At 40.4% G+C, this 16,000-nt stretch carries 14 protein-coding genes; 5 read left to right on the forward strand and 9 right to left on the reverse strand.

Going from position 1 to position 16,000, the window contains the following annotated elements; translation table 11 throughout:
• Positions 1-113 precede the first annotated feature (113 nt).
• Both B0184_RS07190 and B0184_RS07195 read left to right on the forward strand, forming a co-directional pair.
• Positions 114-380 carry a phage/plasmid replication protein, II/X family gene (locus tag B0184_RS07190; RefSeq protein WP_005709998.1) on the forward strand — a complete coding sequence of 89 codons (267 nt, stop codon included), beginning with the start codon at positions 114-116 and terminating at the stop codon, positions 378-380.
• A 24-nt stretch (positions 381-404) separates the two neighbouring features.
• Positions 405-632 (forward strand): single-stranded DNA-binding protein, encoded by a 228-nt coding sequence (locus B0184_RS07195; RefSeq protein WP_005709874.1) that lies wholly within the window; start codon positions 405-407, stop codon positions 630-632.
• A gap of 271 nt (positions 633-903) precedes the next feature.
• Here the strand turns inward: B0184_RS07195 and B0184_RS07200 are convergent, their stop codons facing one another.
• Positions 904-2,730, reverse strand: a complete 1,827-nt coding sequence (locus tag B0184_RS07200) for a monovalent cation:proton antiporter-2 (CPA2) family protein (RefSeq protein ID WP_005709913.1) — start codon at positions 2,728-2,730, stop codon at positions 904-906.
• Positions 2,731-2,910: 180 nt separating this feature from the next.
• Between B0184_RS07200 and ybeY the strand changes: the two genes are divergently transcribed.
• The 3 genes from ybeY to B0184_RS07215 all read left to right on the forward strand — a co-directional run bounded on the left by ybeY (position 2,911) and on the right by B0184_RS07215 (position 6,617).
• On the forward strand, positions 2,911-3,402 hold the full coding sequence (ybeY, locus tag B0184_RS07205) for an rRNA maturation RNase YbeY (RefSeq protein WP_005709916.1): 492 nt from the start codon (positions 2,911-2,913) through the stop codon (positions 3,400-3,402).
• Between the two features lie 12 nt (positions 3,403-3,414).
• Positions 3,415-5,340 (forward strand): GNAT family N-acetyltransferase, encoded by a 1,926-nt coding sequence (locus B0184_RS07210; RefSeq protein ID WP_005710009.1) that lies wholly within the window; start codon positions 3,415-3,417, stop codon positions 5,338-5,340.
• Between the two features lie 80 nt (positions 5,341-5,420).
• Complete coding sequence (locus B0184_RS07215) at positions 5,421-6,617, forward strand: amino acid aminotransferase (protein ID WP_039851654.1); 1,197 nt, start codon at positions 5,421-5,423, stop codon at positions 6,615-6,617.
• 50 nt (positions 6,618-6,667) lie between these two features.
• Here the strand turns inward: B0184_RS07215 and B0184_RS07220 are convergent, their stop codons facing one another.
• The 8 genes from B0184_RS07220 to pheS all read right to left on the reverse strand — a co-directional run bounded on the left by B0184_RS07220 (position 6,668) and on the right by pheS (position 15,968).
• Positions 6,668-8,845: a transglycosylase SLT domain-containing protein gene (locus B0184_RS07220; protein WP_005709870.1), complete on the reverse strand. Its 2,178-nt coding sequence runs from the start codon at positions 8,843-8,845 to the stop codon at positions 6,668-6,670.
• Between the two features lie 91 nt (positions 8,846-8,936).
• Positions 8,937-9,479, reverse strand: coding sequence for a hypoxanthine phosphoribosyltransferase (gene hpt / locus B0184_RS07225; RefSeq protein ID WP_005709864.1), 543 nt, complete (start codon positions 9,477-9,479; stop codon positions 8,937-8,939).
• An 83-nt stretch (positions 9,480-9,562) separates the two neighbouring features.
• Entirely contained in the window at positions 9,563-10,849 is a 1,287-nt protein-coding gene (pepP, locus tag B0184_RS07230; protein ID WP_005709880.1) for a Xaa-Pro aminopeptidase, read from the reverse strand.
• 19 nt (positions 10,850-10,868) lie between these two features.
• On the reverse strand, positions 10,869-11,318 hold the full coding sequence (gene nrdR / locus B0184_RS07235; RefSeq protein WP_005709859.1) for a transcriptional regulator NrdR: 450 nt from the start codon (positions 11,316-11,318) through the stop codon (positions 10,869-10,871).
• Positions 11,319-11,586: 268 nt separating this feature from the next.
• Entirely contained in the window at positions 11,587-12,102 is a 516-nt protein-coding gene (locus B0184_RS07240; RefSeq protein WP_039851652.1) for an NlpC/P60 family protein, read from the reverse strand.
• A gap of 55 nt (positions 12,103-12,157) precedes the next feature.
• Complete coding sequence (locus B0184_RS07245) at positions 12,158-12,451, reverse strand: integration host factor subunit alpha (RefSeq protein ID WP_005709852.1); 294 nt, start codon at positions 12,449-12,451, stop codon at positions 12,158-12,160.
• Between the two features lie 18 nt (positions 12,452-12,469).
• Entirely contained in the window at positions 12,470-14,857 is a 2,388-nt protein-coding gene (pheT, locus tag B0184_RS07250) for a phenylalanine--tRNA ligase subunit beta (protein ID WP_005709973.1), read from the reverse strand.
• A 127-nt stretch (positions 14,858-14,984) separates the two neighbouring features.
• Positions 14,985-15,968 (reverse strand): phenylalanine--tRNA ligase subunit alpha, encoded by a 984-nt coding sequence (gene pheS, locus B0184_RS07255; protein ID WP_005709924.1) that lies wholly within the window; start codon positions 15,966-15,968, stop codon positions 14,985-14,987.
• Positions 15,969-16,000 lie beyond the last annotated feature (32 nt).

Here is a 16,000-nt window from a genome sequence, read left to right on the forward strand (position 1 = left end):
TGGCTGATTAGTGAATTTAATTCACGACATAATAAAATAAAACCTAATTTATCTCAATAAAAACGCGGGGTAAAATGGCTACACTTTCATGAGAACAAACAGGAGACAATATCATGCAAAATATCACATTAAACAATGGCGTAAAAATTCCTGTGCTCGGTTTCGGCGTATTGTTAGACAGTATGCCTAGAAATACTTTTTGGCGATACGAAAAAGACCTTATTGCGATTGGTTTAACGAAAGCCCAGTTGCAAAATCTGAAATCTTACGAACGTCATAACATCATTCCGCTGATGAAACTTGTTGAAATTGATTTTAGTTGTCAGCGTCCTGATTGGTACGTTGAGCCAACTTTGGAGAAATGGGGCATTGCCGCATAGTTAAATAAAAAAGAGGAAATTAAAATGAGTAATCAAAACATTAACCAATACTTACTAAAAGTACAGGTATTTGCAACATCACGTATTGATGAGCGTTCAGGCGTAAGCCAGAAAACGGGTAAAGATTGGTTTATTCGAACCCAAGAAGCATACATTGATTTAGGTGGTCAATTTCCTGTAATGGTAAAAATCCCATTACAGAAAGATCAAATTCCGTACGGTCCGGGTAATTATTACGTTCAGTCCGGGTAATTATTACGTTCATCTAAGTTCATTTAGAGTCAGTGGTTATTCTGATTTACAGGTTTCTGATATTGTCCTAGTACCTTCTGATGAAAAATAAACCTTTATATATATATCAATCACTTAGATTGTTTTACTTCGCATAATGTAGATTATGTTAAATATAGTGCAGAAGTAATCAAAATAACTATACTCCATTTGTTTCTATAACCTCTATAAAAGAAAAACCTAGCTGCATTTTTTGCAACTAGGTTTTTGTTCTTCTAGTTTTTATCATTTATTATTCGTGATGCTTATCTTTCGCTCGTTCCAAAATATGCTGGATTTCTACCATCATCTCTTGGTCTTCATCTAATGCAATTTTACGCATTGCTTCGTTTTTGAAGCTTTCTAATTTAGGGTCATAAACTTCAGCCATCAATTTTACGCGATGACGGTCTTTATCGAAGTAATATTTACAGATCTCATCTGCTACTTCATATTCAATGCCTAGTTCTTCTAGTGCTTTACGCCCCATACGAACGGATGAATCGAATAATTCACGCACTTGGACATCAGCCCCTGCTTTGTAAAGCTCAAACACGTGGCGACGGTCATACGCACGGGTTAAAATACGAATATTTGGATTTAATGCACGCACTGTTTCTACAATATGCAACGCTTGTTCTTTGTCATCAACAGCGACAATCATTAAATCAGCGGTTTCAATGCCTGCATTACGCAGTAATTCTGGACGTGTCGCATTGCCATAATAGCTTGTTACGCCCATTTTTTTCAGATCTTGAACTAATTTTGCATCCATATCGATCACAGTTGCGTGATAACCAGACATTGTCAAAATATGGTTCACTATTTGACCATAACGCCCAATTCCGACCAGAATAACAGAACGTTGTTCATCAATGTGATCTTCTAGCTGATTGTTTTTTTCCGCTAAACGAGGTGCTACAAATTTATTATGCAATAGGATTGTAATTGGGGCAAAAATCATCGAAAGTACCACAATAGCGGTTAAATTTGCTTGAATTTCTGCATTGATTACGCCTTTTGTCGTTGCTGCAGCAAATAATACGAAGGCAAACTCCCCGCCTTGTGCCATTACCACTGCTCTATCCATCGCATTTGTATTTGAACTTCCCGCCAGTTTTGCGATACCGAAAATCACCAACGATTTTACAAACATCATCGCAACAACTGCAGATAAAATTAGCAACCAGTTATTGAATACCACATTCAGATCTAACGCCATTCCTACACCGAGGAAAAATAACCCAAGTAATAAGCCTCTGAATGGTTCGATGTCCGCTTCTAATTGGTGACGGAAGCTTGATTCTGAAAGTAACACACCTGCAACGAACGCCCCCATTGCGGTCGATAAACCACCCTCTTCCATCAACCATGCTGAGCCAAGCACCACAAATAACGCCACAGCTGTCATCAATTCACGTATTTTGGTTTTCGCTAAAATGCGGAATAACGGGTTTAAAAGCCAAATACCTGCTACCACTAATGCTGTAACGGATAAGCCTGCAGTGCTGATTTTCTGCCAAATTGGTGTTGTATCTACCACTGCTGTTGCATCGGCTGGCGCTAAGAATGATACGACTGCAAGTAATGGCACGATGATTAAATCTTCAAAAAGCAAGATCGAAATCATTTTTTGACCACGGTAGCTTGCCATATCGCCGCGTTCGCTTAACACCTGCATAACGATTGCCGTTGAGGTTAAAACGAAACCGGCTCCCGCAATAAACGCCACTTGCCAAGGGAAACCAAATGCCATCGCCACGAAGGTTAATAAAATTGCACTTACGACAACCTGTGCACTACCCAAGCCGAAAATCTGATGGCGCAAGCCCCACAAATGCGAAGGCTTCATTTCCAAGCCAATAATAAAGAGGAACATTACCACACCGAGCTCAGCGATATGAATGATGGATTGCGGGTCAGAAAAAAGCCCAAATCCAAATGGCCCAATCGCTAAACCTGCAGCTAAATAACCTAAGACCGAACCTAAACCAATTTTTTTGAAAATTGGCACTGCAATAATTGCTGCACCTAATAAAGTAACGACACTTAATAATTGACCTGCACCTTCAGCTGCCATAACTCTCCTTAAAAAATGAAAACGAGAAGATGCCCTCATTATCAGCTAAAATCGCTTAAATTTCTAGCTAAAATCTTGACATTTGCCGAACTTTTACCGTTTTCTCTAATCGCCTTAAGAAATTTACCAAATAGTGATAAAATAATGAAAATTCTCTCTAATGATATTAGGAAAATCACGATGACTACCCCATTTATTGATTTGCAAATTGCTAGCGAAAACAAAGAAGGTTTACCGACCGTTGAACAATTTACCCACTGGGTGCAAACTACCCTTGCTTTCGAAGCTCAAACTGATAATTTCTCTGAAACAGAAATGACTATCCGCATCGTAGATGAAGAAGAAAGCCACCATTTGAACCTTACTTATCGTGGTAAAGATAAACCAACCAATGTACTTTCTTTCCCATTTGAAGTGCCTGATGAAGTGGAGCTTGCTTTATTAGGTGATTTAGTAATTTGCCGCCAAGTGGTTGAACGTGAAACTGAAGATCAACAAATCAGCCTCGAATCACATTGGGCACATTTAGCGGTACACGGTACGTTGCATCTACTGGGGTACGATCACATCGTAGATGCGGAAGCTGAAGAAATGGAAGGATTAGAAACAGAGATTATGCAAAAACTCGGTTTTGAGGATCCGTATCTTTCTGAAAAAACGATTGAAGAATAATTAGCAAGCTGTATGCGTAAACTGGTTATTCTTACTCAAATTCCTTCTTGGCTTTCCAAGCAACTTAATAAAAGCGTTACAATGCATCGAAATAACATCCTTCAAGAAGGAATTTTTTTACCTCACGAGGTAGAAACTCAATCCCATTGGCAATTTATTCCCTTTTCAAATGCCAAAAGCCTGCTTGGTTCAGAGTTTCCTACCGCGTTCTATTTTATGGGAAGCTGTCCCATTCAATTTAACCTAGAAGCCTTTGCTATTCTTGCAGGAACGATTCAACATCAAGGTTGTTTATATTTAATTTGCCCAAATTGGGAAAAGTTGGAAACTATTCCTGACCAAGATACGTTACGTTGGAACGAAAATCACTCTATTCTCTGTCCTACGTTTTACCAACATTTTAAAGATTTAGTCCACCAATTTGGTTTTTCTATCGACAACAGATTAGATACCCTCTCCATCACAAGCGGTCAAAATCAAGCAAATTTTTGCAAAAAAGTAGAAACAGACCTAACCGAAGAACAGCAAAACATTTTCAAAAATCTGCCGCTTGCAAACGAAGATATTCATCTGATTACAGCACCACGTGGACGAGGGAAATCTACCCTCGCTGGGGAATTGGCTACAAAAATTGCTCAACAAAATAGTGTTGCGATTACCGCCCGTAGTCGTAAAGCATTAACCAATTTCTGGAAACTTTCAGATAACACGCAAATGCCATTTTTTGCCCCAGATGCTTTATTACAACAAATTGAAGAAAAAAACATTTCACCAAATCAATGGCTTTTTGTCGATGAAGCGGCAAGCCTTCCCCTCCCATTTCTACAGCAATTTTGCAGCTATTTCGATAAAGTCGTTTTAACGACAACGACGCATAATTACGAAGGGACAGGCAGAGGCTTTTCTCTCAAACTGCCCAAACAAATTAACCGCCAAATAAAGCATTGGCAGCTTAGCCAACCGCTCCGTTGGCAAGCAAATGATGCACTGGAAGCCTTCGTAAATGCCCTTTTGCTACTTGATGAAGATCTTTCATACACCGAAAACAACGGAAGATCGCAAAAACACTATTACACCGCTGAAGAGATGAACTTAAGTGAGAAAAAAGCCTTTTACGCATTACTCTCTCAAGCCCATTACAAAACGACCCCTACGGATCTTCGGCGTTTATTGGATGGAGTAAACCAGCAATTTTTCCGTGTATTACATCAAGAACACACATTGCTTGGTGGTATTTGGGCAATCGATGAAGGTGGTTTAGATCCAGAACTTATCCAAGCGATTTGGCGAGGCTCTCGCCGTCCTCAAGGTAATTTAGTGGCTCAATATCTATGCTTTCAAGCTAATTTACCAGAGGCTTGCGAACTTCGTTCTAAGCGTATTTCTCGTATTGCAGTCGACCCAAATTATCAGAATCAAGGCGTAGGCAAGCGGTTAATTTCTGAGTTTATTTTGCAAATCCGCCAACAAAAACAATCGCTTGTCGATTTTGTTTCCGTCAGTTTTGGTATGACAGAAAATTTATTGCATTTTTGGAAGCAAGCAGGCTTTATATTAGTGCAAATCACACCGAATAAAGAAGCCAGCAGTGGCTACCCAAGTGCGATGATGCTCTACCCTATTACCGAACAAGGAAAAACGTTCTGCGAAAAAGCCAAAACGAAATTTGAACATGATCAAGCGGTGATTTTTAACCAAAAAAATGCAAATTTCAGCTTTCAAGCAGAAGATAGACAGAATCTTTTCGGCTTTGCAAATTATCACCGAACATTAACCGCTTGTTATGCGAGCCTAAAGCGGTTGTATTTTTCCGATACCTCGCAATTTGAGGAACTTGCCGAGATTTTATCAAGCCCTTGGAATGCAAAATATAGTAAATCACAAATTGAGCAATGGCGGAAAATTGTTCAACAAAAAATATTCTATGCAAACGTTTAATTTCACTTGCAAAAATACCTATTTAGTTTTATAAATCAGACACTCTAACTTTTGATCAAACACAACTTGAGAGGTAAGAAATGTCAATGTTTAACCATATCCAAGCAGCACCCGCTGACCCCATTTTAGGCTTAGGCGAAGCATTCAAAGCAGAAACCCGTGAAGGTAAAATTAACTTGGGGATCGGCGTTTATATGAATGCGGAAGGCAAAACCACAATCGTAAATGCGGTAAAAGAAGCCGAACGCCAATTATTAGCCAATGAAACAACCAAAAACTACTTAACCATTGACGGCGTGCAAGCTTACAACGCCTACACGCAAAAATTGCTTTTCGGTGAAAACTCGGAAGTGATTACCTCAGGTCGTGCAAAAACCGCACAAAGTTTAGGTGGTACAGGTGCATTACGTATTGCAGCAGAATTTATCAAACGCCATACTTCAGCCAAAAACGTTTGGATTTCAAACCCAACTTGGCCAAACCACAATGCGATTGTAAACGCTGTGGGTTTAACCGTAAAAAATTACCGATATTATAACGAAGCAACTAAACGTTTAGACTGGGATAATTTAATCGCAGATTTAAGCCAAGCAGAAGCAGGCGATGTCGTGTTATTCCACGGCTGCTGCCACAATCCAACAGGGATTGACCCAACCCACGAACAGTGGGAGCAACTTGCGAAAATGTCGGCTGAAAAAGGTTGGTTACCGTTATTTGACTTCGCTTATCAAGGTTTCGCAAATGGTTTAGAAGAAGACACCTACGGTTTACGTGCTTTCGTGAAAAATCACCGAGAATTATTAGTTGCAAGTTCTTATTCGAAAAACTTTGGTTTATACAACGAACGTGTAGGTGCTTTCACACTGATCGCAGACAATGCCGAAGTGGCAAATAAAGCCTTCACGCAAATTAAAGCGATTATCCGCACCCTCTACTCAAACCCTGCTTCACACGGGGCAAGTGCGGTTGCAACCGTATTGAGTAACCCAGCATTAAAAGCAGAATGGGAAGCAGAATTAACCGAAATGCGTAACCGTATCAAATCAATGCGTAGCCGTTTGGTGGAATTATTGAAAGAGAAAGGCGCAACACAAGATTTCTCATTTATTAACGAGCAAAACGGGATGTTTTCTTTCAGCGGTTTAACCCCAGAACAAGTTGATAAGCTCCGCGAAGATTTCGCCATTTACGCCGTTCGTTCAGGACGTATTAACGTGGCAGGTATTGTTGATAGCAACATTGACAAATTAGCAGAAGCGATTGTGAAGGTGTTGTAAGCTAAGTTTTAAAGGAATATAGAAAGAAGCCAGCAACCGCTGGCTTCTTTCTAGTATCTCCGTTTAACCTCTTCAACATTAAACATCTTCGGTTTATCTACTCCTTGCAATAACTGGTAGTAGTAATCATAAGTTAATACATTTTGCACATAGCCTCGAGTTTCCAAAAATGGAATAGATGCGATAAACTCATCCATTGCCAATCGTCCGCTTGCACGCTCTAACCAACGAGTAACACGGCTTGTACCCGCGTTATAGGCGGAAGCAATCAGAATACGGTTTTGTGGATATTTCTCATTTAATTCTGCCAAATGTGCAGTGCCGAGCATAATATTACGGAAAGGCTCGATTAAATCACCTTCTCCAGTGTAAACTAGCTCTCTTGCTTTTGCTGTGTTACTTGCTGTGCTTGGTAACATCTGCATTAAACCGATCGCATTGGCGTGTGAGCGTGCTTGCGGATTCCAAGCACTCTCTTGACGTGCAATTGCCATTGCAAACGTTTGAGTAATTGGTTTACCTTGTAAATTCATTGCAAACCAATCAGAGTAAGCATTTGGCAAGCGAAGCGAAATGTAATCCCATGCTTTGGCTTGAATGGTGCCTTCCACCGCTAAATCATACCAATTTTGTTCTAAAGCAAATTGGCTCAATGCTAATTTTTCCTCAAAATTGACCGCTTGTAATAGCTCAATCCAAGCCATTTTAGCTTGTGCTATACGGTTCAATTCGCGCAGTTCGGCAATGCGATCAAGCGGTTGTTTCCATTGTGATTTTTGCAAATCTGTCAGTGGGGCAACCGTTGGCATTTCAACTTGGTAAGCTTGTCCCAGTTGCTCGGCGGCTAACATCGGATAGAAGCCTCGCTCTTTAGCTAATGCAGCCAACCCCTTTTGTTGTTCTTCTTTTGGTAAGGTCTTTGCCTGCCAATAACGCCATTCCGCCTTATTTTTCCCTTCATCGCTAAGTAATGCCAGCCAAGGTTTGAGATCGCTTTGTTGCCAAATTGCCATTCGTAAACGACGCTCAGTGAGATTATCCGCCTTAAGTTCCTTTAATTGTGTATCTCGCCACAGTTGGAAACTCGGATCTGAATGGTCAAACAGACGGCTAATAAAACCGATTTTCCAATCCCGAATTTCATCTGCTGACAGTTGCCATTTATCCGCCCATTGCTGATAAAGTGTAAAACTTGGATTTTGCATTTGCTCACTTAAAGTATTTACCCATTTGGGGAAAGCGGCTAGCACAATGCGTTTGTTTTCAGGGGTAAGCGGTTGATTTTCGATAAAATTCTGCAAGCTGTTTGGATTGTTCTGTAATGTTTGAACCGCGGTTAACCAAGTTTGCAATTCAGGATCTTGAGTTTGAGTGAGTAAATTGGCTAAACCTTGTTTTGCTTCTAAATGGAAAAAATTGACCGCTTTCTGTCTGATTTTCTCAGGCGTTCGCAAGCCTTGATCTCGCCAATAAGCCTCAATCCCCGCACATTCTGACGGCAATTGTCCATTGGTTTTCCAGTAATTCGGTTCTACATTGCCTGGCATCAGCCAAAAATCGTTATTTTCAGGGTTATTGCCTTGCCAAAATTGATCAAATTTCGTCAGTAATTTACCCATCTCCTCTGAATTTGGCTCTGCGGTTTGGTTGGCTTGAGCCGCTTCAGGATTGATCTGTAACTGCTCGGCTAACAATTGAAATTGAGCAGAAAATAGGCGACATTGATTAAGTACGCTTGTTGCACTTACCGTTCGTCCATAAGCCAACAATTCTGCCCATTTTTGTTGTTGATAAAGCGTTTCAAACGGGCGTTGTGCAAGCTGATTACGTTTCGCCATGTTCGGATATTGTGCAATAAACTGCTGCAATTCCTCATCAGTCAGTATATTTGCCTTCATTTTGGCTCTTACCAATGCCCATTGAGCATCTTCATATAATGGATATCCAACCAAAGTCATCTGAAGTTGCTGAACCAATGCCAAAATATTTGGCGATAAATACTTTTGTTGTTCACTGGCTTTAAGTAATCCTTCAAGTTGTAGAAAATTATTACGTTGCATCAGTCGTGTTTGTTGCTCGGATTGTTGAGCCTGCTTCCAGCCTTTTTCCCAATCCGCAATATTGATGGTCGCGATATTTTGTGTTTCAGTTGAAGAGTGAGGTTTGGGATTATTTGCCCAAACCAAGGGGGTTGCCAAGCAAAGGGCAAGATAGCTTTTTTTCCACATTTTATCTCTTTCCTTAAAAATAATTCCTTTTCTTTGAATACAAAAAACGCTTGAAGTTGCAAGCTCCAAGCGTTTTCTTTGGTAGAATAGATTAATCTTCAATAACCACTTTACCAATATAATCTAAATTGCGGTAATGCTGTGCGTAATCGATGCCAAAGCCAACCACAAATTCATCAGGAATAGCGAATCCAACCCATTCCACAGGCACTTCTACTTCTCGGCGAGATGGTTTGTCTAAAAGAGTACAAATAGCAATTGAACGTGGCTCACGAAGTTTTAAGATTTCACGAACTTTATTAAGCGTAAAGCCTGTATCAATAATATCTTCCACGATTAATACATCTTTACCTTGAATTTCGCTGTCTAAATCTTTTAAGATTTTGACATCACGACTTGATTCTGTGCTTAATCCATAGCTAGAAGCGGTTAAAAAATCAACCTCAACAGGCAAGTCGAGATAACGAACTAAATCTGCCATAAACATAAAAGAACCGCGCAATAAACCGACAACCACCAAGTTTTGGCAATGTTCAAATTGTTGATAATGACGGTTAATTTCTTGTGCCAACTCTTTTATGCGAGATTGAATATCTTCACGAGAAATTAGCGTTTCAATGTGATGTTTTTTCATAAAATGCTCTCTTTAAAAATTTTTGCTACTCTAGCAAAATTCAATTCATTTTACTAGCTGTTTGCAAACGTTTGCAATTTTATTTAGGCTACAGCCATTATCTCTTCAATATCCTCAATCTCTTTCGGGCAACCGCTGGTCAGGTTTTTATTTCCGTACTCGGTCATCAATAAATTATCTTCAATGCGAATGCCAATGCCTTTATATTGCTCTGGCACATCTGCATCACTGGCGATATATAAACCAGGTTCGACGGTAATTACCATACCGATTTCTAATGGGCGACTGCGTTCGTTGCTGTAATCGCCGACATCGTGTACATCCAAACCAAGCCAATGACCTAAACCGTGCATATAAAATTGGCGATACGCTTTTTGTTCAATCAAGGTGTGTACATCGCCTTTTAAAATACCGAGTGCGACCAAGCCTTCAGTAAAAATCTCAATTACTCGATCATTTGCCATTTTGATAGAATTACTCGGCACTAATAGTTTAATTGCCTCTTTTTGGGCTTTTAAAACCAATTCATAAATCGCTTTTTGTGGCTCGCTAAATTTCCCATTTACAGGGAAAGTGCGGGTAATATCACCTGCATAATAAGCAAACTCTGCCCCTGCATCAATCAACAACAAATCCCCGTCTTTCATTACCGCACTATTCTCATCATAGTGAAGCACGCACGCATTTTCACCGCTTGCTACAATTGAATTATAAGAAGGAAAACGTGCTCCAAAGCGGTTAAATTCGTGCTGAATTTCGCCTTCAATTTCCATCTCGTAACGATTTGGACGCGTTTGTTTCATTGCACGAATATGAGCTAATCCTGAAATATGGCAAGCCTGTTGAATAAGTGCAATTTCCGCGGTAGATTTAATTAAACGCATCTCTGAAAGCATTGGTCGCCAGTCAATAACTTCTTTAAACTGAGCAGAAACAACCTTATCGCCCCACACTTGATACCCTTGGGCATAGTAGCAAGCGGTCAAATTTTGTGTTTTTTCTGCAAAAGTTTTGTCAAGATGTTCAATTTCAAATGCGGCATCAACTTTTAAGATTTCTGGTGCAGCTTCCACACCTAAGCGACGACCTGTCCAAATTTCTTTTTCACGATCTTTTTTGCGTAAGAAAATAGTACTTTCATATTCTCCATTTCGCTTAATTAACAACAACGCTGACTCTGGCTCGGCAAAACCTGTGAGATACCAGAAATAGCTATCTGGACGGAAGTGGTAATTGCAGTCATTATTACGGCGTTTTTCGGTTTCTGTAAAAATAATAAAGGCGGAATTGTCTTGCATTTGAGCAAAAACTTTTTTGCGGCGGGTAATGAATTCTTCTCGTGGAAGTTCAGCAAGATAGGCGAGATCCATAGTTCCTCTCTTAGCCCTATTAGGCTTTTAACTGTTCAATTTCTTTAATAAATTCGTCAATATCTTCAAAACTGAGATAGACAGAAGCAAAGCGGATATAAGCTACTTTATCCAACTCTTTTAATACATTCATCGCTAACGTGCCCACCAATTTACTTGGCACTTCACGTTCGCCAGTAGCTCGCAGTTGCACAATAATCTGGTTAATCGCACGCTCTTGGTCATCCGCACTTACTGGGCGTTTTTCCAATGCTTTTATTAAACTGATGCGTAATTTATTGGCATCAAAAGGTTCGCGATTCCCATTATTTTTCACAATATAGGGAATAAAAAGCTCTGCCGACTCAAAGGTGGTAAAACGCTCTTTACAACTTGTGCATTCACGACGGCGGCGGATTTGATAACCATCTGCCGCCAAGCGTGAATCAATCACTTTAGTTTCTTCTTTACTACAAAATGGACAACGCATAATACTCTCTCGTGTTCTAAGATGTGATTTTATTTCGTGTAAAAAACGATCAAAAAAATAAAAAAAGCCCCTTGCAAAGGGGCTACTCGGAAAGCAAATTTATGAAATCGGTTGTTGAACACAACTCTAGTTTTTGTTACTCGCAAAGATACTCGAAAATTTTTACTTTTTCAAACGCATTTTACAAAAACAGAAAACCAATGTTTAAATTTGTGATCGAGTTCAAATTTCCACTATGAGTGCGATCATTTTTTAATCAAATTAAACACTATAAACGGCGTGCTTGCCAATAGGCTTTTGTCCAAAATGGCGTATTCATACTGGAATAAATAACCCCACCTTTGGTTGAAGCGTGCAAGAATTGCCCATTTTTCACATAAACTCCAACGTGCTTACCATTTGGTCCTCGCCCCGTATTGAAGAAAACCAAATCGCCCGTTCTGATTTCGTGCTTCTCGATTTTTCTGCCCACCTTAGCTTGATCAACCGTCATTCTTGGTAAATCAATACCAAACAAGTCTCTAAACGTGATTTGCATAAACCCAGAGCAATCAACCCCACTACGAGAATTTCCGCCAAGCTTATAACGTGTGCCTTTCCATTCTTGCTGATGCTCGCTTAAATTCGCAATCACCGAAATGGGATCGCCTAAACTGGTTTTGTTTGTGCGATAAATTTTGCTTGCTTGCGATTGAGATGATGGACCTGAAGAACAAGCGGTCAAAATGGCAGCTAAACTTACCATCATCACTTTCGATAAATGTTTTCTTAAAAATGCTTTCATAGCTCCACCCAATGAAATGCCCAAAAACGTTTGAGCACCTTTTAGTTTTGGCTCTCTACTTACTCTTTTTTGCTGAACTAACACGATCACGCATTTTTTGCCCTGCTTTAAAAACCACCACGCGACGAGCAGAAATTGTGACACTTTCACCCGTTTTAGGGTTGCGTCCTGGGCGTGCTTTTTTCTCACGCAAGGTAAAATTACCAAAACCAGATAATTTTACTTCTTCACCTGAAGCCAATGTTTTTCTGATTTCGTCAAAAAATTGATCAATAAACAATTTTGCGGCTTGCTTTTCAAATCCTTTTGCAATCAATTCGTTCGCAAGTTCAATTTTAGTGAGAGCCATAGAATATCCTTTTACGAATTAGTCACGAAGTACTGCATTAAAACGTTCTGCAAGCGCTACTAAAACTGCTTGCATTACCGCAGTAATTTCGTCTTCTTCTAAAGTTTTTTCGGTATCTTGAATTGTTAAGCTAATCGCTAAACTTTTCTTGCCTTCTGAAAGATTTGTACCTTGGTAAACGTCGAATAAATTTACGCCAACCAATTTTGCACCACCCGCTTTACGGCAAGTTTCAAGCACTTCACCCGCTGCAACAGTTTCATCAACTACTACCGCAATGTCTCGATTATTCGCAGGGAATTTAGAAATCTCTTTCGCTGCTGGCACAGGGCGCTCTGAAATCGCTGAAGCTAATAATTCAAACACCACTGGCTTGCCTTTAATACCGAGTTTTTGCACGATTGAAGGGTGAACCGTACCGATAAAACCAATTTCTTTACCGTCAAGCATAATTGCCGCAGATTGTCCTGGGTGTAAGGCTGGGAATGGTTTTGCTACAAATTGCAGATCTTGACGTACTGCTGTTAAAGAAAGTACGCGTTCTAAATCGCCTTTTAAGTCGAAGAAATCTACCGCTTCAGTTTTATTTTCCCAATGGATTGCACGTTTATCACCTACGATTACTGCTGCAAATACAGGTTCTTGACGCACGCCTAATTCTGCATTTGCATCAGGAATAAAACGTAATCCTGCTTCAAAAATACGCACGCGGTTTTGTTGGCGGTTTTGGTTGTAAACGATCGTTTCAAGCAGGCCTGTTAAAAGTGACACACGCATTGCTGACATTTCGCTTGAAATTGGATTCGGCAGAATTAATGCTTCTTGGTCTGGGTGCAATAATTGTTGTACTTTCGGATCAACGAAGCTATAAGTAATTACCTCTTGATAATCGCTATCCACTAACGCCGTACGCACACGAATAGCCTCCAATAATTTCTCTGGCGTGCCTTTCATTTTAAGATGAGCTAATGGCGAATTATTTGGGATGTTGTTGTAGCCATAAATACGTGCCACTTCTTCGATCAAATCTTCTTCAATTTCAATATCAAAACGCCAGCTTGGTGCAACTGCTGTCCAAGTGTCATTTTCAAAGGTAACATTTAAGCCTAAACGAGTGAGAATATCAGTCACGATTTCATCTTCGATATGGTATCCGATCACCGCATCTAATTTGCTACGGCGTAAGCTCACAGTCTGGCGAGTTGGTAAATGTTCTTTTGCAACTGCCTCCACAATTTCGCCCGCTTCACCGCCACAAATTTCTAATAATAATGCGGTAGCACGTTCCATTGCTTGACGAGTTAATTCAGGATCAACTCCACGCTCAAAACGGTGTGAAGCATCGGTGTGTAAGCCGTATTGACGTGCACGCCCAGTGATTGCAAGTGGTGCAAAAAATGCCGCTTCTAATACCACATCTTTAGTTTCTTCATTCACGCCACTGGCTTTACCACCAAAAATCCCTGCCATTGCTAATGCACCTTTGCTATCCGCAATTACCAGCGTATTCGGCTGTAATTTTGCCGTTGTGCCGTCTAATAACACAAGTTCTTCATCAGCTTTTGCCATACGTACTTGAATTGCACCATTAATTTTTGCTGCATCAAATGCGTGCATTGGCTGACCTAACTCAAGCAAGCTCAGGTTAGTAATATCCACGATAGGATCGATAGAACGAATACCACAACGGCGCAATTTTTCCTGTAACCATAATGGCGATGCTGCTTTCACGTTCACATTTTTTACCACACGAGCTAAATAACGTGGGCAAGCCTCTGGTGCTTGTAATTCAACGGCCACTTTATCAGCAATGCTTGCAGGCACTGCTTCAATTGCTGGTGCTTTTACTGCTGCACGGTTAATCACGCCTACTTCACGTGCAATACCTGCAATGCTTAAGCAGTCTGCACGGTTTGGGGTTAAGCTAATTTCGATTGCCACATCGTTTAAGTTTAAGTATTCACGGAAATCTGTGCCGATTGGTGCATCTGCTGGTAACTCAATAATACCACTATGATCTTCTTTAATACCTAATTCAGAGAATGAGCAAAGCATTCCTTCCGATGGCTGACCGCGTAATTTGGTTTTTTTAATTTTGAAATCACCAGGTAACACCGCACCCTCTGTCGCACACGCCACTTTTAAGCCTAAACGGCAATTTGGTGCACCACACACGATATCTAATAAACGATCACCGCCCACGTTCACTTTTGTTACGCGTAATTTATCTGCATCAGGGTGTTGTGCACATTCCACTACTTCGCCAATCACCACACCTGTGAACTCACCTGCTACAGGCTCGACGCCATCTACTTCTAAACCTAACATCGTAATTTGGTCGCACAGCTGTTCCGTTGAAATTGCAGGGTCCACCCACTCACGCAACCAAGATTCATTGAATTTCATTTTATATCCTTTCCAATTTTGTAAAATCTTTGCGGAATTTTACCGCTTGTATATGATAAACATCGTTATCAAATCTCCACTACCCCCTCTTTGAAAAAGAGGGATTGGGGGAAATTTTAGTGAAGCGTTATTTAAACTGTTTCAAGAAACGCAGCTCGTTCTCAAAGAATGAGCGTAAATCAGTCACGTTATAACGTAACATAGTTAAACGCTCAACGCCCATACCGACGGCGAAACCGCTGTATTCTTCAGGGTCGATACCCACGTTGCGTAACACGCTTGGATGAACCATACCGCAACCTAACACCTCTAACCATTTACCATTTTGACGCATTACATCAACTTCGGCTGAAGGCTCTGTGAATGGGAAGAATGAGGGACGGAAACGCACTTGTAAATCTTCTTCAAAAAACGCTTTTAAGAAATCGTGGATTAAACCTTTTAACTCAGTAAAGTTCGCTTTTTTATCTACATAAAGCAATTCGATTTGGTGGAACATTGGCGTATGAGTTTGGTCGTAGTCGTTACGATACACACGACCTGGAGCAACAATGCGCAAAGGCGGTTGCACTTTTTCCATCGTACGAATTTGCACGCCCGATGTTTGAGTGCGTAATAGACGGTTTGCATCAAACCAGAAAGTATCGTGATCAGCACGTGCTGGGTGGTGTGCAGGAATATTTAACGCATCAAAGTTATAGTAATCGCTTTCTACTTCGGGACCGTTCGCCACGGTAAAACCTAATTCAGAGAAGAATTTCACTACACGCTCAATCGTAATGGAAACTGGGTGTAAACCGCCCAATTCAGTTTTACGACCAGGCAATGAAACATCAATGCTTTCGTTCGCTAATTTTGCGTTTAATTCTGCTGTTTCTAACGCTTCTTTTTTCGCATTTAACGCATTTTGCGCAATTTGTTTCGCATCATTGATTTTTTGCCCTACCGCAGGACGCTCTTCTGCTGGCACATCACGCAAGCCTTGCATTAACGCCGTGAAATGACCTTTTTTGCCAAAATATTCTACTTTTAATGCTTCAAGTGCAGCCACATCAGAAGCAGCATTTACCGCTTCAACCGCCTGTGCTACCAAACTTTCTAAGTTTTGCATTCTATCCTCTAAAATTACTGATGAAAAATTGT

This window comes from Haemophilus paraphrohaemolyticus (genome assembly GCF_002015045.1).
Taxonomy (GTDB): Bacteria; Pseudomonadota; Gammaproteobacteria; order Enterobacterales; family Pasteurellaceae; genus Haemophilus_A; species Haemophilus_A paraphrohaemolyticus.